At 59.3% G+C, this 18,382-nt stretch carries 17 protein-coding genes; 4 read left to right on the top strand and 13 right to left on the bottom strand.

The window, feature by feature from the left end:
- Positions 1 to 193 precede the first annotated feature (193 nt).
- Both JIN84_RS19440 and JIN84_RS19435 read right to left on the bottom strand, forming a co-directional pair.
- A complete protein-coding gene (locus tag JIN84_RS19440; protein ID WP_200352733.1) occupies positions 194 to 697 on the bottom strand; it encodes a hypothetical protein in 504 nt (167 codons plus the stop codon).
- Between the two features lie 176 nt (positions 698 to 873).
- Positions 874 to 1,449, bottom strand: coding sequence for a TetR/AcrR family transcriptional regulator (locus JIN84_RS19435; protein WP_200352732.1), 576 nt, complete (start codon positions 1,447 to 1,449; stop codon positions 874 to 876).
- Between the two features lie 408 nt (positions 1,450 to 1,857).
- Here JIN84_RS19435 and rplI point away from each other — a divergent pair, with 408 nt between their 5' ends.
- On the top strand, positions 1,858 to 2,331 hold the full coding sequence (rplI, locus tag JIN84_RS19430) for a 50S ribosomal protein L9 (protein WP_200352731.1): 474 nt from the start codon (positions 1,858 to 1,860) through the stop codon (positions 2,329 to 2,331).
- A gap of 633 nt (positions 2,332 to 2,964) precedes the next feature.
- Here the strand turns inward: rplI and JIN84_RS19425 are convergent.
- The 6 genes from JIN84_RS19425 to JIN84_RS19400 all read right to left on the bottom strand — a co-directional run bounded on the left by JIN84_RS19425 (position 2,965) and on the right by JIN84_RS19400 (position 8,520).
- Positions 2,965 to 3,621 (bottom strand): response regulator, encoded by a 657-nt coding sequence (locus JIN84_RS19425; protein WP_200352730.1) that lies wholly within the window; start codon positions 3,619 to 3,621, stop codon positions 2,965 to 2,967.
- Positions 3,618 to 5,552 carry a sensor histidine kinase gene (locus JIN84_RS19420; RefSeq protein WP_200352729.1) on the bottom strand — a complete coding sequence of 645 codons (1,935 nt, stop codon included), beginning with the start codon at positions 5,550 to 5,552 and terminating at the stop codon, positions 3,618 to 3,620. Before JIN84_RS19420 ends, JIN84_RS19425 begins: the two co-directional genes overlap by 4 nt.
- Before the next feature lie 270 nt (positions 5,553 to 5,822).
- On the bottom strand, positions 5,823 to 6,836 hold the full coding sequence (locus JIN84_RS19415) for a chorismate-binding protein (protein WP_200352728.1): 1,014 nt from the start codon (positions 6,834 to 6,836) through the stop codon (positions 5,823 to 5,825).
- Positions 6,837 to 6,966: 130 nt separating this feature from the next.
- Positions 6,967 to 7,347: a YraN family protein gene (locus JIN84_RS19410; protein WP_200352727.1), complete on the bottom strand. Its 381-nt coding sequence runs from the start codon at positions 7,345 to 7,347 to the stop codon at positions 6,967 to 6,969.
- Entirely contained in the window at positions 7,334 to 7,957 is a 624-nt protein-coding gene (locus JIN84_RS19405) for a ribonuclease HII (RefSeq protein WP_200352726.1), read from the bottom strand. Before JIN84_RS19405 ends, JIN84_RS19410 begins: the two co-directional genes overlap by 14 nt.
- Positions 7,958 to 7,968: 11 nt before the next feature.
- Positions 7,969 to 8,520: a CAP domain-containing protein gene (locus JIN84_RS19400; protein WP_200352725.1), complete on the bottom strand. Its 552-nt coding sequence runs from the start codon at positions 8,518 to 8,520 to the stop codon at positions 7,969 to 7,971.
- 294 nt (positions 8,521 to 8,814) lie between these two features.
- On the opposite strand from JIN84_RS19400, the gene JIN84_RS19395 reads away from it, so the two are divergent.
- Positions 8,815 to 9,504 carry an RluA family pseudouridine synthase gene (locus JIN84_RS19395; RefSeq protein ID WP_200352724.1) on the top strand — a complete coding sequence of 230 codons (690 nt, stop codon included), beginning with the start codon at positions 8,815 to 8,817 and terminating at the stop codon, positions 9,502 to 9,504.
- A 13-nt stretch (positions 9,505 to 9,517) separates the two neighbouring features.
- On the opposite strand, the gene JIN84_RS19390 is transcribed toward JIN84_RS19395, so the two are convergent.
- The 5 genes from JIN84_RS19390 to JIN84_RS19370 form a co-directional block, all read right to left on the bottom strand.
- Positions 9,518 to 10,069 carry a DUF1697 domain-containing protein gene (locus JIN84_RS19390; protein ID WP_200352723.1) on the bottom strand — a complete coding sequence of 184 codons (552 nt, stop codon included), beginning with the start codon at positions 10,067 to 10,069 and terminating at the stop codon, positions 9,518 to 9,520.
- Positions 10,070 to 10,146: 77 nt separating this feature from the next.
- Entirely contained in the window at positions 10,147 to 11,172 is a 1,026-nt protein-coding gene (locus JIN84_RS19385) for an arabinan endo-1,5-alpha-L-arabinosidase (RefSeq protein WP_200352722.1), read from the bottom strand.
- A 76-nt stretch (positions 11,173 to 11,248) separates the two neighbouring features.
- Positions 11,249 to 11,638, bottom strand: coding sequence for a YciI family protein (locus tag JIN84_RS19380; RefSeq protein ID WP_200352721.1), 390 nt, complete (start codon positions 11,636 to 11,638; stop codon positions 11,249 to 11,251).
- 54 nt (positions 11,639 to 11,692) lie between these two features.
- Entirely contained in the window at positions 11,693 to 12,124 is a 432-nt protein-coding gene (locus JIN84_RS19375) for a YciI family protein (RefSeq protein WP_345714415.1), read from the bottom strand.
- Between the two features lie 104 nt (positions 12,125 to 12,228).
- Positions 12,229 to 13,485, bottom strand: coding sequence for an RNA polymerase sigma factor (locus tag JIN84_RS19370; RefSeq protein WP_200352719.1), 1,257 nt, complete (start codon positions 13,483 to 13,485; stop codon positions 12,229 to 12,231).
- Between the two features lie 252 nt (positions 13,486 to 13,737).
- On the opposite strand from JIN84_RS19370, the gene JIN84_RS19365 reads away from it, so the two are divergent.
- Together JIN84_RS19365 and JIN84_RS19360 are read left to right on the top strand one after the other, a co-directional pair.
- The gene (locus JIN84_RS19365) at positions 13,738 to 14,211 is read left to right on the top strand and encodes a L,D-transpeptidase family protein (protein WP_200352718.1); all 474 of its coding nucleotides are present in this window, start codon (positions 13,738 to 13,740) and stop codon (positions 14,209 to 14,211) included.
- A gap of 389 nt (positions 14,212 to 14,600) precedes the next feature.
- Complete coding sequence (locus JIN84_RS19360) at positions 14,601 to 18,242, top strand: CHASE domain-containing protein (protein ID WP_200352717.1); 3,642 nt, start codon at positions 14,601 to 14,603, stop codon at positions 18,240 to 18,242.
- Positions 18,243 to 18,382 lie beyond the last annotated feature (140 nt).

Raw genomic sequence — 18,382 nt, 5'->3', positions numbered from 1 at the left:
GAAGAAAGCGGAGACCGAGGGGAGGCGATGGATCGCTTCATTTCGCCGGTCGGAAGAGAAAGCTGAAGCGCAATGCCTTCAGGGATTGGCATTTACGGGTTCTGGACTTCTTCTGAGGTTCTTATTTCGGATTTCAACAGCCCTTGGGGCGGGGAGCGCTAGGCTTCCCCGTCCGGTCCGGGTTTTTGCAGGCCTATTTGGCGATTGGCTGGATTGCTTCCGCGCGGCTTTGTTTCCTGAGCGAGCGTATTTGCAGTGTGAGGCCGATGATGAGGCCGAGCAAAAGGATGCCATGAACTCCTTTGAGCAGGGGCGAATTGAGGTCAGAGACGAAGGGATGGCCGTCAGGGACGCGGCGGAGGATCTCGGTGACGGTGGGGAGCATGAGCAGAAATGCAGTGAGTGTCAGGCTGATGGTTTCCACATGGACAGCAGCACGGCTTCTGTGGGGGATCCTGGAAATTCCGTAGCCGGTCAGGAGCAGCACGAGCGTGATGATCGCAAAGACATTTCCGACGGGTGAATGGGAGACGGGGAAGACAGTGGCGATTCCGATGAGCATGAAGATGAAGTAGAGCGCGCCAGCCCTCGACCGGGGATCGATCCGCCCGGCACGGGCGAACATGTAGAAGGCGACCGGGATCGCGGGAAGGCTGCCGAGGGTATGGAGCCAGCCTAGAGGAGATATTCCGAACATGATTTTGATTGGTTGGTTTGTTGTTGATGGGGGGATTTCACTGAGAATGATTCGAATCAGCGGAAACTTCATGGAACAGCTGATCGAAGGCATGACTACCTACTAGTTGGTAGTTTTTGTATCGCGGCTTTTTGCATCTGAGGGCAGGATCCTATTTGCTACGATGGGGGCGGACGTCAGCCGGTGAGGCGAGCGAAGGTCGGCTGGACGATGGCGTGGAAGACCTGACCGTCGCCATAGGCGCGGGCGGAAATCATGGCACCATGAATGGTGGCGACGAAAATCCCGGCTTCGACAGCAGCAGGGGCCGAGAGGCGGAATTGTTTATCAGCCACGCCCCGCTCCAGGACGGAAGTGACCCATTCAGTCAGCATATGAAAGTAAGCGCGGACTTGGGTGGCGACCTCTTCGGGAATACCGGGCATCTGCCCCGCGAGAAGGGCGCAGACACAGAATGGATCGGATGAATCGGCGAAGCACTTTTCCCAGTAGCCCGTGTAGGCGCGGAGGAGGTCGGAGGGACTCTGGAAATGATTTCCCATGGCGGCCAGTCCGGCTTCCGCCTCTTTCCGATATTGGGAAACAAGGGTGGTCACCAGATCCGCCTTGGTGGGGAAGTGATGATGGATGCTGGCCTTGCGGATACCTACGACGGCGGAAATATCCGCATAGCTGAAGCCGTTGTAGCCACCGGTGGTGATGAGGCGGCGGGCGCAACGGAGGATTTCTTCCGATGTCGAAGAGTCAGGCATGAATGATGTCTACCTATTGGAAGGTAGGATGTCAAATGATTCATATTATCTCATTATTCTGGCGGAGAGGTGGGGAAACAATCGACAGGTGTCGTCAGCTTCGGCCAGTTATACGACAGTCGCTTTCACGGGTCTCTTCCAAGAGTCGGGCAATCGACGCTTCTCACCCCGTCAAGCGCAGCGCCCAGCGGCGCTTGTAGGCGTGCCCAAGCGCTTTCCTATCACACGCTATTGCCAAGCCCCGCCAATGTCTTGGATCATTTTGTGTCACCAAGGGATGAAACCTGGTCCGGGTGGCCTCGGAGATATTTCGGAAATGTGAAATAAAATGGAATCATTCTTCTTGACTCAATTTGGTACGAAGCCTAAATCGCCGCCCCCAAACGAACTTTTTTACCTCAGACTCCTATGGCCAACGCACAAGTTATTCTCAAAGAAAAAATCGAAGGCCTTGGTGCCGAAGCTGATGTCGTCAAAGTCCGCGCCGGATATGCCCGGAATTTCCTGATCCCACAAGGCAAGGCGTTTGAAGCAACCAAGTCGAACCTTCGTCACGTGGAGGCGCTCAAGGCCACCCGCGCCGCCCGCGAAGCGGAAGAGCTCGTTGCTTTCCAAGCAACCGCCGCAAAGATTTCCAAACTGAAGCCGAAGTTCGTGCTTTCCACCGGCCAAGGTGGCAAGGCGTTCGGCTCCGTCACCAGCATTGACATCCACAAGGAACTCGAGGCCGCGGGCATCGTCATCGACCGTCACGCGATCGAGCTTGAGAAGCCCATCAAGAAGTCGGGCAAGTCGGAAGTCTCCATCCGCCTCCATCCGGAAGTCACCACCACGCTTGTCATCTCGGTGGACGCGGGTGATACCGAGGAAACAGAAGGCTGATTTAAAGCGATTCATTTTTTACAATCCCTGGCTCGTTTTTGGCGAGCCGGGGATTTTTGTTTAGACCTGAGGTCGGTGAGATCCTGAAGAGCAACCGGATGTCACCTGTTTGCGAAGAAATCGTATCTCTTCCAGGAAGTAATGTGACTCGTAATCGCGTCTCATCATTCTGTGGTGCATGAGCAACGACAGATTCCGCACGTCGTTTAGCCTTTTAAGGCGTCTTTTGGGCGTGCGAAAAACGCCTTAAAAGGCTAAACTACATGCAGAGGCGTCATCCCGCGCGTCCTCATAATCCTCTATTTGTTGGAGATGGGATCATACCAGTTTCCGAAAATAAAGTGACGATTGGAGCCAGCGACGTTTTCGGAATGCGTGCGGCTCGCTGGCCGCCTTCCGTAGTCAGCTTGCTGACACGGCGGAACCAGAGCCAATCATTGATTGCTCAGCAGGCTGTCGCACAAGGGGAGGCGCGCCCTATGAATTCGGACCTTCGTCCCGGCCAGCGAGCTGGCAGATGAAAGCGGCAACAAGCTGCACGCAGTCCACGGGGTCGCGACTCGGGATCAGAGTCAAATGGTATCAGCCGCCCTTGATCACAGTCTGGCAACCCGATCCAGATTGCCACGTGCCTCACACCAACCCTTGACGAAGCGCCTTGGAGACGGCTTCGGTCTGCGAGCGGACTTGGAGTTTCCGATAAACCGAGCGCAAATGCATGTCCACGGTGTGTTGGGAAATGAGCAGTTCGTCGGCGATTTCCTTCTTGATCAAGCCACGGACCAGAAGCCGCAGGACTTCTTCCTCCCGGCTGGTGAGGGGTTCGATGTGTTCCACCGGGCCGTAACGGGCGAATCCTTGGAGGATCATACTGGCGATCGGCGCGCTGAGCGCCGAGGCTCCGTGGATGACGTCCCGGATGCCGGAGAGGATTTCTTCGGGATCGGCGGTTTTCAGCAGGTAGCCGGAGGCTCCGCTGCAGATGGCACGGTAGACCTTGTCCCGGTCGTCCGATGCGGAGAGGATGAGGACTTTGAGATCCGGCAGGATCTGGCGGAGGTCCGCAAGAACTTCGAGACCACTGCGGCGTGGCAGTCCAAGATCCAGAAGCAGGAGATCGGGCCGCTCGGTCGTGAACTTGAGCTTGTCGAAAAGATCCGCCGCGCTGGTGAAGTGATGCGGGCAGGTGAGATCCGTCTCATGGCTGATCAAACGACGGATCTGCTTGGCAAATACTTCGTGATCTTCCAAAATCCAAATGCAGGAGGTGGTGGAGTCTCCGGAGATCATGCGAGTGTGGGGTGGGCGGTGAGGTGGGAACGTTTGACGAGTAGGCGGATGGCGGTGCCTTTTTCCTTGGATGAAGCGATCTGTAGAAGCCCGTCGAGCACACGTGCACGGTCTTCGAGCTTGTGCACGGTCGTTGACTTGGTGTCGTCATTGAGCGGAAGTCCTACGCCGTTGTCGAGAATTTCTAATGCAAGTTTGTCATCTTCGTCCCAAAGGCGGATGGATACTCGGTTGGCTTGGGAGTGTTTGAGCACGTTGTGGATGGCTTCTTTGTAAAAAAGGAACAGGTGACGCTTCGCATCAAGTGAAAGTTTCGCGGTTGTTTTGTTCGACTCGCACTCGACGGTGTAGCTGATCTCGCGCAAAAGGCGTCCCGCGGTCTCCCGCATCCGCTGGACGAGGTCGCCGATGGAGTCCTGGCGGCGTTCCAGCAGCCAGACAATGTCGCGCATGGCCAACGAACTCTCACGGGCGATGGATTCGACCTGGCCGAGGTCTTCCGCCACTTCTTCCGGCCCTTGCAGGCGGACAAGATCCTTGCGCGCGGTGCGGGCGATCAGGGAAATGCTCCCCAGGTTGCTGCCGATGTCGTCGTGGAGATCCGAGGCGATGCGTTTCCGGAGCTGGTCGAGCTGGTCGCGGGACATCAGGCGTCGCCGTTCCACGATGAAAACAGGGATCAGGAAGGTCAGCCCCAGCACGACGGCGGAGCCCCATGTGGCGTTCAATTCGCTTTCCGAGGCAAGCTGGCGGTGGACGGGCCGCAGGATGGCGAGTTCCCGTTCGATCCGTCCGCGTTCATAAAGCTGGTCCAGCCAGATGCCCATGGGGATGATTTTATTGTCCGAGGTGTAGCCGTCGGTGAGGGTGGTGACAGTGGCGGCAGCCCCCTCCGACTCGCGGATGACGGGAAGTGCCGTGGCGAGATTCTTTCCGGAGGACCAGACTTCGATTTCCGAAAGGGCGTGGATTTTCAGATCTCCCATGACCCACGGCCGGGTTCCGGTGATGCGGATGTTCCTGCCTGTCCTGCCATTGAGGGGAATCACGATCGGTGTCATGTTGACACTACCGGCGAGCGGATTTCTCCATTCCGCCGCGAGCGTTTCCTCCTGACCGCCGGCATCCTGGAGGTGGATGGTGACGGCTTCAGGAAGGACCGAGGATTCAAAGGAGCGGTCGATTTGATAAGGAAACAGGACAACCCGGTCGAGTTCCGCGGCTTGCGGCAGAGAGATGCTCCAGGAGACCGTGTCGCTTTCCCGGGAAACATTCACCGAATCGCCGGCCTCCGAGGTGGGTTTGCCGCCGTTCTGCCAGATGCCAAGCGGGGTCCGCCCGTCCGTAAGGGACTCCGGATACCAGATGCCCCGGACGTTGAGATTGCCGATGGTGGTTACCGGCGCGCCCAATGATACCGGATCGTTTTCCGATATGACGACGATTTCGGATAGCCCGAAAAGATCGAGCATTCCCTTTTTGTGACCTTCGTGAACCGTGAGCCGCACATAGCGCGCGGAGGTGTTCCGGGCGTTCAACGGAACCGGATTTCCATCGTTCAACCGACTGGACGGAGAAATGGAATTCGAGCTGAACAGCACGGTCCGTTGGGCGAAATCCGTCCGGTTCGAGAGTTCGACGGTGTAACGCTTCGGAAAAATGCCAGTGTCATCGATGGATTCCCGCTGGCACGGGACGAGGAAAATGGTGTCCAGAGGATGTTCCTTGCCCAGATCAATTGTGACGGCAGGATCTGCGCCCCCTTTTTTGGAGCGGTATCCCCGGTGGCCCAGGCCGACTTTCATTGAATGCTCCCGATGCGGGGCGAAGGTGGAGACGCGGTTGTCCAGCCATGAAACCCGGTCTTCGGTCCGAACCAGTTGTGAGTCGAAAATCCGGGCGATCCTGCCGATAGGGTTGCCGAGATTCATGGGCTCCAAAGCTTTGGCTTCATAAGCGCCCATGCATGTCAATGCCGCCGTCAGCGCGAGGCTGTGGAACGGACGAGCATGACTGTTAAACCACATGATCGAAGGATGCGATGCGCCCGCGATAATGTTGGATTTTCAAAAACAATCAATCTTTTTTAATTAATTGCCCGGAAGCATGCGGCGCCGGATTCTTGTTCTGAATGAGCCATATCCGGCGATTTTCCAAGATGGTCAGAAACCCGGGAAGCAGATCATGCCAAACATCATAAACTAAAGAATGAAATTTTTAACAGACTCGCGCTTCAATCTCAGTTCCCGCCACTCGTTGACGAGGCGGCTGGCCTCGATGATGCCGCAACCGGCCGGGAGCATGAGTTGCCGATGCTCCCACCAGATTCCGCGGATCGCCACGATGGCGTCGAAACGGTCATGATCCCAAAGTCCGAACGGAGCTCCGAACTCCGCAGGGCAGCCCAGGCGTTCCCGCCAGTCCAACAACAGCGCCAGAGTCTCCACGGTGCGTGGGAGCGGGCCGAGAGCGGGGGTGGGGTGGAGACGCCGGAGCAGTTTCGCGGGCGTCTGGGGAATCTCCAGGTCCAACGAGATGGTCGTGAGGAAATGAACGATGCTGCCGAGATCCAGGATCTCGCGTGACCGGCGCTGGATTTTTCCGAGATCCAACAATTTGGATGCGAGTGTCTGGGCGACATATTCATGCTCACGGATCTCCTTTTCATCCGCCGCGAAGACATGTCGGTCCTCGCTGCGGGCGGTGCCGGCGAGTGCCATGGTTTCCAGCCGGTCCCCATTCAAGGAGAAAAGCAGCTCCGGAGTGGCTCCAGCGAACCCGGAACTTCCCCGCACCCAACCGTAGGAATGGAGCGGGGAGGGTTGCCGGATCATGCCTTCGATGATGCCCGGTCCCGGGGCTTCCGCCGACGTTCCCCTCTCGGTGACCACTGGTACGGTTTTTTCAAAGATCCCGCTGTGGATGGACGACATCACCTCCTGGAAGACGACTGAAAAGGGGGCGGCGTCCAACGGGTCCCAGACCCATTCCGGAGGTCGCGTCGCGCGGTTCATCGCCCCCAGCTCGGCGGGAGTGCTCCGTTCGACACGGCTGGGGATTTTCCACGGTTCGGGGTCTTGGAGGGCGAAGTCCTGCACATGGAAGGCCACGCCACCGGCAGGAGGCTCGACCGAGCTTTCGAATGGTCCGTAACCGATCACCACGCTGCCGTCCGGCTTGCCCAGCCATGCCATTGAATCCGAAAAGTAATCCATGAAATCCTGCCCGGAACGTGGAGGTGCCGAACCGCTCCGGCAAGCAGGATTCGGGCACAGGTTTCCAGCGACGCATGGGCAAGCTGTCGTTCACCCATGTTCTTCGTAAGAGGACGGTCACGGACCCGCCTTAGAACGCGTCTTTCACCCGGTTCACCCGGGGCTTCCGTCCTTCCTCCACGCTGACTTCGATGACGTCGAACCTCCAAGGCAGGTTGCGGGTGCCGAGACGCTTGAGCCACGAATTCGCACCACGCTCGATCAGTGCCTGTTTGTCTTTTCCTACGGCGTCCAGTCCCCGGATCCTGCTGCCGGCCTGGCGGGTTTTCACTTCCACGAAAAGCAACAGCCTTCCATCCCTTGCGATGATGTCCACCTCGCCCTTCCTCGGGCTGCGGTAGTTTCTCGCCAGAATCCTGCATCCCTGCGAGCGGAGCCATGCGGCGGCGACGCGTTCGCCATAATTTCCCAACCAGATCCTGTCGCGCGTTTTGCCGTCAGGTCCAGCCAAACGGCAGGGTGAGTTGAGCGACGGGCTGAAACGAGCGACGATGGTGGCGACAAGGGCCGTGAATCCGTAGCGCTTCAAGATGCGCCTTGGTGCCATATCCTTGGTGTTTCGCAAAGCCGTATTGTGGAAATTCCTGGTCGAGGGCGTGCATGATGCGGTCGCGGGTGACCTTCGCGATGATGCTTGCCGCGGCGATGGAGAGGGACAGGCCGTCGCCTTTCACCACACCATCATGGGGAATGGGAAAGTTTTTAACCGGAAGACCGTCAATGATGCAATGCTCTGGCACCGGATCCAGCGCCTCCGCGGCGCGCCTCATGGCCAAGTGCGTCGCGCGAAGAATGTTGAGGCGGTCTATCTCGTCGCAGTCAGCGGTGGCGACCGCCCAGAAAATCGACGGATCGTCGGTGATCCGGGCATACAGAACCTCCCTGCGCGCGGGTGAGATTTTTTTGGAATCGTCCAGCCCGGGGCATTTGAACTTCTTTGGAAGGATGACCGCGGCGGCGGCCACCGGGCCGGCGAGGGGCCCACGGCCTGCCTCATCAATCCCGGCGACACGCTTGATACCGCGGGATTGATGGGCTTTTTCCAGGCTGAGGTCGGGCATGCGCCCGAGTATTAGTAGCCGTTGAACCGATTGCGAGATGTCATTTGTGAATAGCTGATGGTTCCGAACAATTGTGTGGAGAATACGGTTCCATCACTGTCTTTCACAATGCCGATGCCCGTGTGGGTCCAGTCGTCCACCATGTTTTTTTGATGGCTTTTGGAGTTTGTCCAAATCTTGACCAGCGTGGGGGCGATGCCATGACTCGTGTCGCTGGTGGATGCGACATTCTCGGCGCAGGTCAGCATATTGTAGTTCTGGCGGGCCATCAAGGCGCGGCCATCGAAGCCCATATGGCTTACGTTGGCTTGTCCGCGGATTCCGAACTTGCCCCGGTTCTGACGGAGGAATTCGCAATGCTTCTGTGCGAGACGATCAAGGCCGGCATGGCGTTGCAGCTCCCGCGCGCCGTGGTTGCGGCGGTAGCTATTGACTTCCTGAAGCAGCTGACCCGTAAGGGACGGATCTTGCTTGGATGAGGTGGTGGATACGGGGATCCGGGCTGTTTTAGGCGATGGGCTGGCGCAGGAGGCAAAAGCTCCCGTGCAGGCGATCGCGATCACTTTCAGGTTAGGGGTATTTATCATACAGGGACGGCACCCGAGATATATAACATATTTTTGTGAAAAGTAAAGATGTGTGGATATCCATTGGTAAAATATTTTAAAATATTATTGATTTTCTCAGGCTTGAGAACCCGAATTGTTGAAAATTCCGGACAATTTCTAATGTGTTTAACCAATTGATGTTTAGGTTTACATATCAATTTTTAACTATCGAATCGATATGTCGCGAATGATTAACTCCGGGAGCGAAAACAATTGAACCATTGTCGATAGGAGACGACCTTCCGCGCGATGCAGCCGCTGACCATTCTTTTTGAAGACGATTTCCTTGTCGCGATCGACAAGCCGCCGGGCATGCTGGTGCATCCGGCAAGTGGTGAGGATGAGCCGGCGCAGATCGCGATGAAGCGCTTGCGCGACCAACTGGGACGGCAGGTTTTCCCCATACATCGTCTTGATCGGCCGACCTCCGGTGTGCTGTTGTTCGCGCTCGATAAAACGACCGCCAGCGCGGTCCAGCAGGCATTTGAACGAAGGAATGTGATCAAGACCTACCACGCGGCCGTATGTGGTGCTGCGCCCCAAGCCTGGGTCTGCGAAACTCCGCTGCGAACGAATCCGGAAGACGAACCGCTTGCGGCCCGGACCTCATTCGAGCGTCTCGTGACGAAGCCTCCCTCCAAGGATTGCCCGGACCCGCTTTCGCTGGTCAAGGCGGTTCCAACGACAGGACGGTTCCACCAGATCCGCCGCCACCTGCTGGATGCCGGATTCCCGATCGTCGGGGATTTCCGCTACGCGGGAATGGAGAAGAGTCATGAATTGTGCGGAATTCTGGGAATCGGCACCCGCATGTTGTTGCAGGCGAAGTCACTGGAACTCACTCATCCCCGCACGGCTGAACCCCTCCGGATCCACGCTCCTGCGGACGAGGATTTCCTCAGGTGCTTCGGGAATGGAGCCGCGGCCGGGTTTTTATAGTTTGGAACGGTGATCACGGCTTTTCACCGCAGGCATGCCCGAGTTCCGAAAGCTTGAGCACGGTATTCCAGTTCCGCGCGGTGTTGGTCACGGCGATCCATTTGTCGAACTTCTCCGCCAGCTTGCTCCTTCCGAATCCGTTTGGCGTATGGAGGTAGGCAACTTTCCCGATCACCCGGATTTCTTCTCCTTCCGAGGCCACGGCGAGCAATCGCGCGAGGTTTTCCCCTGCGGGCACCGCGTCGAGCAAGGCCGCATGGACCGTGGTCGGTGCTTCCGCGGCGGCCTCGGGGAATGGATTCGCCGCGATAAGCTCATCCCACTCGCCGAGCGTGGGAGCAAAGATGGCCTTGTCGAAATCGAACTCCTTACGGCAGATCGCCGCGACGGTGGAAACCACCTGGTCCCGGCGCATCCGGCTGCGGACGATCGCGTTCCCGCTGTTGATATAGGTGGCCACGTTTTCAAAACCCGCCTCAAGGAGTTTTTCGCGCAATGGCTTGGTGGGAAGCTGGGTTTTCCCGCCCACACCACGGAAGAGGATGAGATGGACGACGGGTTTCATTGTCGGGGTGATATCAACCTCCTGAGGAATCCCATGGTCGGAGACAGGTCACGGATTTATTTCATGACGGGCGGACGTCACTTGGTTTTGTCCGGCGGCAGGACTTCCGGCCAGCCGTCCTCGCTCCATTGGAGAGGCATCACTCCGACGGTGGCCTTGCCGCTCATGCGCTCGTCCGCCTCAAAGTGGCAGCTGAACCAGCTCTTGCCGTCCTTTTCGATGATGCCGGCGTGTCCCGCGCCGATGAGGGTGCCGGTCTTCGTCGCGAGTACCAATGTGCCACCGCCTTCGAGCATCGGTGCGTCATCTTTGGCGATATACGGTCCTTTGATGTCCTTGCTGCGCCCGACGGTGATGTGATAGGTGCTGTCTGCTCCGGAGCAGCAGGTACCACGGTTGACAAAGAGGTAGTAGAAGCCCTTGCGCTTGTAAATGTAGGCTCCCTCGATGGGGTCTCCATCGGCGATCGAGGTCATCGCTTCGTCCGGCTTCAGGCGTTTGCCCGTCGCTGGATCGAGCTCCACCAATTTCAGCCCGCTCCATTGCGAGCCGAAGGACAGCCAGACCTTGCCATCATCATCCTGGAAAACAGCGGGATCGATGGTGTTGAAATCGCCGCCCTCCCGCGACTGGACCACCGGCCCCTCGTCCTTCCATTTGAAGTCCGGGCTCTCCGGGTCCAGTGTGGGGGTCGTCGCGAGGCCGATGGCGGAGTGCATCGCGTTCATGCTGGAAATCGAGTAATACAACAAATAGCGCCCGCCGACCTTCATCAGGTCGGGTGCCCAATACTCGCCATCATTCGCCGGAACCTCTTTGGAAATCCAGGCGGGTGCTTCCTTGAAAACGGACGGGCCGCGTTCCCATGTCACCAGATCCTTCGAATGCAGCGATGGCACGCCGTGTCCGCTGTAGAAGATCCAGAAGGTGTCGCCATCACGGACGATGGTCGAGGGATCACGGGCGGTGACCCCACGGCTGGCGGTGACTTCCAGCGGGCCGCCGGGGCCTTCTTTAGGGACTTCCGCCGCTGCCAGCCAGCCGGTGAGCGAACCGGCGGCCAGCAGGGTGAGAGGAAGGAAACGGAACGGGGAAGGTGTCATCCTGTGCATGGCATAAGAACACAGGGCGACGTTTCCGGTGACAAGGTGAAAAGGGTGGGGATGCGGGAATGATGCCTCACATACCCGCACGCCGCTTTTCGCTTTCGCTGATCATTGCCGAAAGATCCGCCGCGGGACGAATTTCGAAAGGACCCGCCTTCACGCCCGGGTGCTTCGACATGAGCTGGATGGCGTGGTTCAGGTCGCGGGCTTCGAGGATAAGGATGCCGCCGAGTTGCTCCTTGGTCTCGGCGTAGGGTCCGTCGGTGACGGACGCCTTTCCTTCCTTCCAGCGCAGGGTGATGGCGGTTTCGGGCGGCTGCAGCGCATGGCCGCCGGCGAAGTGGCCGTTCTTCCTCAGCTCATCGTCGTAGCTGAAGCATTCGTCCGCCATCGCGTGCCACTCGTGTTCGGGCATGTTCAGGGGTTTGTTCGGTTCGATGTATCCAAGGCAGATGTATTTCATGATGATTGTGGGTGGGTTGTCTGGTTCGTTATATCAGAAGGCTGGGGAGGGGAGTCATTCGGGCGCTTGTCCGTCTGTCGTCTCCATTTCCTTGCGAAGGTCCGGGGCGAACTCGGCGAGGAATTCATCGAATTCGTGGATCGGACGGATTTCGATGTCCGACTCCTCGCCTGGCATCGGATTCGGACAACGTTTGGCCCATTCGATCGCCTCCTGCAGCGAATCGCATTTCCAGATCCAGAATCCGGCGACCAGCTCCTTGGTTTCGGCGAACGGTCCGTCGGTCACGGTGCGCCGGATTCCGGAAAAGGTCACACGGGCACCTTTCGAGCTGGGTTGCAGCCCATCGGCGGCCAGGAGAACTCCGGCATGTTCCAGTTCCTCGTTGAACCGTCCCATCGCGGTGATCATTTCGAGTGTTTCGGGAGAGGGCGGTGCGCCGGACTCCGAGTTTTTCGTAGCTTTGACAAGGACCATGAATCTCATGCTTTTGTTTTCGGTTGTGGGTTGGGGTGAATCGAACGTGTCGTTCTGAGAAATGGACGATCGGCGGTTCCGGAATTCGACAACACCTGGTGTTTTTCCGGAAATTATTTTTCCTCCAGCTCCCGCAGCCTTTTTTCGAGGAAACGGCGCTGGGGCGGCATGTCCGTGAGGGCCAGCGCGCGTTCGTAAGAAGTCCGCGCCTCCTCCTTGTTCCCCAGCCGCCGATATAGATCCGCCCGCGCCGCATGGGCGAGGGGGTATGTATCCAGTCCTCCTTCGACAAGCAGCTTGTCGATCAACCGGATTCCCGGTTCCGGCCCGTCGCGCATGGCGACGGCCACGGCACGGTTCAGTTCCACGACCGGAGAGGGGGTGATGCGGGCCAGTTCTGTGTAGAGGGCCACGATCTGCGCCCAGTCGGTGGAGGCCGCATCAGGAGCTTCGGCATGCACCGCCGCGATCGCCGCCTGCAAGGTGTGGGAGCCGAAACGGCGTGAAGAGAGTGCCCGCTCGACGAGCGCCACCCCTTCCGCGATTTGGCCGTGATCCCACAACGTGCGGTCCTGATGCTCCAGCAAAACCAGTTCGCCATCGGCGGTGGTCCGGGCGGCACGGCGGGATCCTTGCAGGAGCATGAGGGCGAGCAGGCCCGTCACCTCCGGTTCCGGAAGAAGCTCCAGCAGCAGGCGTCCGAGCCGGATGGCTTCATCCGACAGATCCGTCCGTAGCAACGAGTCGCCGGACGAGGCATGGTATCCTTCGTTGAATACCAGATAAATCACCTGCAGCACGGGTCCCAGCCGCCCGGGCAGCTCTTCTTCGGATGGGATCTGGTAAGGGATGCGTTCGTCACGGATCTTCCCCTTCGCCCGGACGATCCGCTGGGCGAGCGTGGGAGCCGGCGTGAGGAATGCGCGGGCGATTTCCTCCGTCGTCAAACCGCAGATTTCACGCAGCGTCAGTGCCACGCGGGCATCCTGCGCCAGAGCGGGATGGCAGCAGGTGAAGATGAGGCGCAGACGGTCGTCCCCGACACTTTCGTCCGTTCCATCCGCCGTCGCATCGGCCCTGCTCTCCAATTGCTCCGCGATTTTTTCCTGCGCGGCATCGAACCGCGCGCGCCGGCGCAATCCGTCAACCGCCTTGAACCTGCCCGTGGATACCAGCCATGCGCGGGGATTCTCCGGGACGCCATCCCGGGGCCAACGTTCCAGCGCCACGGCGAAGGCATCGTGCATGGCGTCCTCCGCCCTGTCGAAATCCCCTAGCAGGCGGATGAGAGTGGCGAGGATGCGACCGGAATCCGTGCGGTAGATGATGTCCAGATGCCGCTGGATCTGTTCGTCTGCGATTTCCTGCATTGTTCGGAAGCTATTGGACGGGCTGGTATAAACTCAACGCGAAATCGCCCGGACGAACCTGCCGGAAGCTGAAATCACGGAAGGCCCTGATCCGGAGCCAGACAATCCGCCATTTGGGCAAGGATTACCGTTTGACCGGCGTGGCTCTCGGCTTACTGGTCTCAACCAATGACAAAACCCGCCGTTTCCCGACCTGCCGTATCCTCTTCCTGGTTTTTTCGCGCGATCGCGATGCTTTCCTGCCTATGGCTCATGAGTTGCACGACCGTGCCGGAACTGGGAGGCTTGATGGACCGGGGCGGCACAAGCGGGCGGCGCATCGTGGTGAGCCTCAAGTCCCAGCAGGCGACTCTCTATCATCAGGGGAAAGTCGTGGCGGTCGCTCCCATATCCTCCGGCCGGGAGGGCAAGGACACCCCTGTCGGAAGATACAGCGTCATTCAGAAAAGCCCGGACCATCGCTCCTCGATCTATGGGAACTACGTGAGGAACGGCAAGGTCGTGAAGGAAAACGTGGACAACCGCAAGACCCCGCGTCCCGCCGGTAGCAAATTCGAAGGCGTGCCGATGCCGTATTTCCTGCGCTTCACGGGTGCCTACGGACTTCATGCGGGGAACGTCCCTGGTTATCCCGCATCCAGCGGCTGTGTCCGCCTCCCCAAGCGCCATGCCAAACGTTTCTACGATGCCGTCAGAATCGGAACCCCTGTGGTCGTCCAACGGTGATCCGACCGGGTGCCGAAGAGCGGGATTTTGACAACAGGCGTCCCCGTGCCTCGGCATGGTGGATACAGGTATCCGCATGATCTCCGGTTGATAACCCGCCGTTCCGGACCGTGTTTTTCGGGACGCAAGGGTTTCACAAAGATTCTTGGCAAAGCATCTGACGGGCTTACGTTGGCCTTGGATGAGTGCCTCTTGGAAAAAGTTCCCGACCCCGACACAATCCCGTGTCGTCCGAAAATCCGTTCCGATGCCCATCGTTGCCGACCGGTACGCATCCCCCCGCCTCGGATCGCTTCCGGGATGTTCTTCATGTGGCACCCCGGACCGGTGGAGCGATCGCGTTCCGCATCAATAAATTTCCCCAGTATCCAATACGAAACGTCCGACGCATGCCGAAGTCATCGAATGTTCCCCGACTTATTGTCGAAATCCTTGTAATCGTTGGTCTTTGCGAGCTGCTGATCGTCCTCTTTCTCCCTGTGATCGCGCCGGGCGTTGGAATGGCACAGGAGGTGATCCTGCATGCGGCGATTCTGATACTGTTGGCCGCACCGCTGATATTCTGGCGAAGCCTGGTGGCCTACAAGGCAAGTCGCGAAACGGCGGACCCGGCCCTGCCGGATCCGCTGACCATCAGTTGGCTGCCTCCGGCGATCATCCTGCTTGCTGGATTCGGCTTTTCCCTCTGGGCGGGTTATGGAGTGAGAAAGATCGGGCTGGACCAGGCGCGCGTCCGCTTTGACCGGGTCGCCGAGAGACTCTCCCGCGAGGTGGAGCGGCGTGCGAATCTGAGCGTTTATGGACTCAATGGAGCCCGCGGCATGTTCGTGGCCAGCAAATCCGTCGAACGGGACGAGTTCAGCCGCTATGTGGCGTCCCGCGATCTGAAGAAGGAATTCCCGGGGGCGCTGGGCTTCGGTTTCATCAAACGCGTGCCCCGTGCCGAACTGGACGCGTTCATCGCGGCGGAACGTGCGGACAACGCGCCGGATTTTTCGGTCAGGACCACCGGAAACGCGCCGGATCTCTACGTGGTCAAGTTCATGGATCCGATCGAGACCAACCGTTCGGCCTGGGGCTATGACTCGGGCAGCGAGCCGGTCCGCCGGGAAGCCATCGAACGCGCTGTCCGGACCGGCCTGCCTTCCCTGACCGGACGTATCACCCTTGTCCAGGATACCGAGAACCATCCGGGCTTTCTCTATCTGGTCCCGATCTATAAAAACGGCACCCACCCGGTCACACCGGAAGAGCGCGAGGCGTCCCTTGACGGTCTGGTCTGTGCGCCACTGATCATCAACGAACTGTTCCGGGGGCTCCTGAATTTTACGGAAAACCAGGTTGATGTGGAAGTCTTCGACGGTATCTCGCTGACCCGGGAGCACCTCCTTCTCGATGCCGACGACACGCTTGTAGGAGCGACCGACGTGCCGACTGCCAAGCCGTTTGGCGGACGTTTGTTTCACCGCACCCTCCCGGTCATGATCGGCGGGCGGCCATGGAGCCTTGTCGTCACCACGAGCGGGAAGTTCGAGGCCGGCCTGGACCGCACCAGTCCGGTGCTGGTCGTTTGTGGCGGCATGATGATCACCCTGCTGCTGGCGGGGGTGGTGTTGTCGCTTTCCCGGAGCCGCGGGCGGGCGGTGGCGCTCGCACATGAAATGACTCTCCATCTTCGAGCGACCGAGGCCGAGGCTCGCAAGCTCGCCCGCGTTGCCAGTGCCACGAACAACGGGGTGGTCATCAGCGACACCGAGGGCCGCATCGATTGGATCAACGACGGTTTCACGCGCATCACCGGTTATACATTGGACGAGGTGAAAGATCAGCGTCTGGAGGATTTGTTCCAAGGGCCGCTTACCGACCCCGACACCCTCTCGACCATGCGCGGAGGGGTGTCCTCCCACGAGGGATACAAGGTCGAGCTCATCAACTATGACAAGGACGGCAGTGCCTACTGGGTGGAGATCGAAGCCCAGTCCCTGCGGGACCAGTCCGGCGTCCTGACCGGTTTCATGGCCATTGAGAGCGACATCAGCGAACGCAAGTTCGCCGAGCGGAAACTCCTGGCCAGCGAGCAACAGATGGTCGCTCTCACCGCGAACGCGCCAGGCGTGTTTTTCCAGTTCGAGGTGACTCCCGAAGGCCATCGTGCGTTCACCTTCATCAGTGCTGGCTTCCGCGACGTGTTCTGTCGCGATCCCGAAGGCGTGCTTGCGAATTCCTCGCTGCTCTATGTTGCTGTGGAGGAGGGCCACCGCGAGCGCATCCACGAGGGGTTGGAGAAAGCCATTGCCGCCGTTCAGCCTTGGTCCGACACCTTCCCGATCCTGCGCCCGGATGGAACGCGCCGCTGGATCAACGCCCGCTCCTCGGCCTCGACACGGGCCAGCGGCACGAAGGTGTGGTTCGGCATTCTGGCCGACATCACCGAGCTCCAGGAGGCCCGGCAATCCGCCGAACAGGCCAACATCGCGAAGAGCCAGTTCCTCGCGACCATGAGCCACGAGATCCGCACCCCGATGAACGGGGTCATCGGAATGACCTCGCTGCTCCTGGACACCCAGCTCACCTCCGAGCAGAGGGAATTCACCGAAATCATCCGCGTGAGCGGCGAGAACCTCCTGTCGCTCATCAGCGACATTCTGGATTTCTCCAAGATCGAATCCGGGGCGATGGATCTCGAACGCGAGGTGTTCAGCGTGCACGAGTGCATCGAGACCACCTTGGACCTGCTCTCCGCCACCGCCGGCAAGAAGGGCCTCGATCTCCTCTACGAAATCGGTGACGGCGTGCCTGCCGAGGTCCGGGGCGATGTCACCCGCGTACGGCAGATCCTTGTCAACCTGGTCGGAAACGCCCTCAAGTTCACCGAAGAGGGGGACGTGGAAGTCAGCGTCCGTGTCGGCGAGACTTTGGAGAATGGCAGGACCGAACTCGTCTTCTCGGTGGCCGACACCGGCATCGGCATCCCTGGGGATGCGATCGGAAAACTCTTCCAGTCGTTCAGCCAGGTGGATGCGTCCACCACGCGCAAATACGGTGGCACGGGCCTCGGCCTCGCCATCAGCAGACGCCTTACCGAGCTCATGGGAGGAAGGATGTGGGTGGAGAGCGAGCCGGGTGTCGGTTCCACCTTCTATTTCACGGTGGTTGCCGAATGGATCGCCGCCGGCCCGCGCCCATACATCGGTGCCAATTCCACCAGCCTCCGCTGCAAGCGTCTGCTCGTGGTGGACGACAACGAACACAGCCGGCGCATCCTTTTCACCCTCGCAGGAAAGTGGGGGATGTCCTGCACCGTTGTTCCCGATGCGTTGGAGGCATTGGAAATATTGCGGGACAACCAGCGTTTCGACCTCGCGATCCTCGACATGCAGATGCCCGTGATGGACGGCCTCATGCTCGCCACCGAACTTCGGAAGCTTCCTGCCGGGGCCTCGCTTCCGCTCGTGCTGCTTTCATCGATCGGCCGTCCCGCCGCTGCCTATGAACCGGAGATGTTTTCATCCGTGCTGACCAAACCGGTCAAGCCCTCGCAACTGTTCGACGTGATCGCACGACTGCTCGGCGAGAGCGGTATCACCTCGGTTCCCGCCAGGGAAAATTTCATCCCGGCGGTTGCCGAATCGCGCTCCGAACGCATCCTCCTTGCCGAGGACAACTCGGTGAACCAGAAGGTCGCCCTCCACATGCTGTCACGTCTCGGCTACCGGGCGGACGTCGCCGGTCACGGAATCGAGGTGCTCGCCGCGTGCGAACGCCGCGCCTATGACATCATCCTGATGGACGTGCAGATGCCCGAGATGGACGGCTTGGAAGCAACCCGGCGGATCAAGGCTGCTCCTGGAAAACCCCATCACCCCTGGATCATTGCCCTGACCGCCAATGCCATGGATGGTGACCGCGAGGTATGCGTGCAGGCCGGGATGGACGACTACCTGAGCAAGCCCATCAAAAAGGATGAACTGGAGGTCACCCTCGCGCGCGCCATCGCCGTCATCCAGTCACGGCAGAATCCTTCCAGTTGACGGTCGTCCGAGGATGGGTGCTGGCAGTTGCGACAACCGAAGCAGGAAAAGCGCGCACGCGGCGTGCGTTCCTGCAAGAGATGTGGGATTTTCTCTCCGCCTGTGCTTTACCTGTTCCCCCAGACGGATAATTTCCCAGC

Origin of the sequence: Luteolibacter yonseiensis, assembly GCF_016595465.1 — a bacterium.
Taxonomy (GTDB): domain Bacteria; phylum Verrucomicrobiota; class Verrucomicrobiia; order Verrucomicrobiales; family Akkermansiaceae; genus Luteolibacter; species Luteolibacter yonseiensis.
Note: the sequence above shows the minus strand (reverse complement) of the source record. Positions and strands in the feature narration are given on the sequence as shown.

What these genes read in the sequence shown, in the direction of transcription:
- JIN84_RS19435 (WP_200352732.1), bottom strand. Translation starts at nt 1,449, where the DNA reads ATGCCTGACTCTTCGACATCGGAAGAAATCCTCCGTTGCGCCCGCCGC.
- JIN84_RS19365 (WP_200352718.1), top strand. Translation starts at nt 13,738, where the DNA reads ATGAGTTGCACGACCGTGCCGGAACTGGGAGGCTTGATGGACCGGGGC.
- rplI (WP_200352731.1), top strand. Translation starts at nt 1,858, where the DNA reads ATGGCCAACGCACAAGTTATTCTCAAAGAAAAAATCGAAGGCCTTGGT.
- JIN84_RS19440 (WP_200352733.1), bottom strand. Translation starts at nt 697, where the DNA reads ATGTTCGGAATATCTCCTCTAGGCTGGCTCCATACCCTCGGCAGCCTT.
- JIN84_RS19425 (WP_200352730.1), bottom strand. Translation starts at nt 3,621, where the DNA reads ATGATCTCCGGAGACTCCACCACCTCCTGCATTTGGATTTTGGAAGAT.
- JIN84_RS19415 (WP_200352728.1), bottom strand. Translation starts at nt 6,836, where the DNA reads ATGGATTACTTTTCGGATTCAATGGCATGGCTGGGCAAGCCGGACGGC.
- JIN84_RS19360 (WP_200352717.1), top strand. Translation starts at nt 14,601, where the DNA reads ATGCCGAAGTCATCGAATGTTCCCCGACTTATTGTCGAAATCCTTGTA.
- JIN84_RS19380 (WP_200352721.1), bottom strand. Translation starts at nt 11,638, where the DNA reads ATGAAATACATCTGCCTTGGATACATCGAACCGAACAAACCCCTGAAC.
- JIN84_RS19375 (WP_345714415.1), bottom strand. Translation starts at nt 12,124, where the DNA reads ATGAGATTCATGGTCCTTGTCAAAGCTACGAAAAACTCGGAGTCCGGC.
- JIN84_RS19390 (WP_200352723.1), bottom strand. Translation starts at nt 10,069, where the DNA reads ATGAAACCCGTCGTCCATCTCATCCTCTTCCGTGGTGTGGGCGGGAAA.
- JIN84_RS19385 (WP_200352722.1), bottom strand. Translation starts at nt 11,172, where the DNA reads ATGACACCTTCCCCGTTCCGTTTCCTTCCTCTCACCCTGCTGGCCGCC.
- JIN84_RS19370 (WP_200352719.1), bottom strand. Translation starts at nt 13,485, where the DNA reads ATGCAGGAAATCGCAGACGAACAGATCCAGCGGCATCTGGACATCATC.
- JIN84_RS19395 (WP_200352724.1), top strand. Translation starts at nt 8,815, where the DNA reads ATGCAGCCGCTGACCATTCTTTTTGAAGACGATTTCCTTGTCGCGATC.
- JIN84_RS19420 (WP_200352729.1), bottom strand. Translation starts at nt 5,552, where the DNA reads ATGAATCTCGGCAACCCTATCGGCAGGATCGCCCGGATTTTCGACTCA.
- JIN84_RS19405 (WP_200352726.1), bottom strand. Translation starts at nt 7,957, where the DNA reads ATGCCCGACCTCAGCCTGGAAAAAGCCCATCAATCCCGCGGTATCAAG.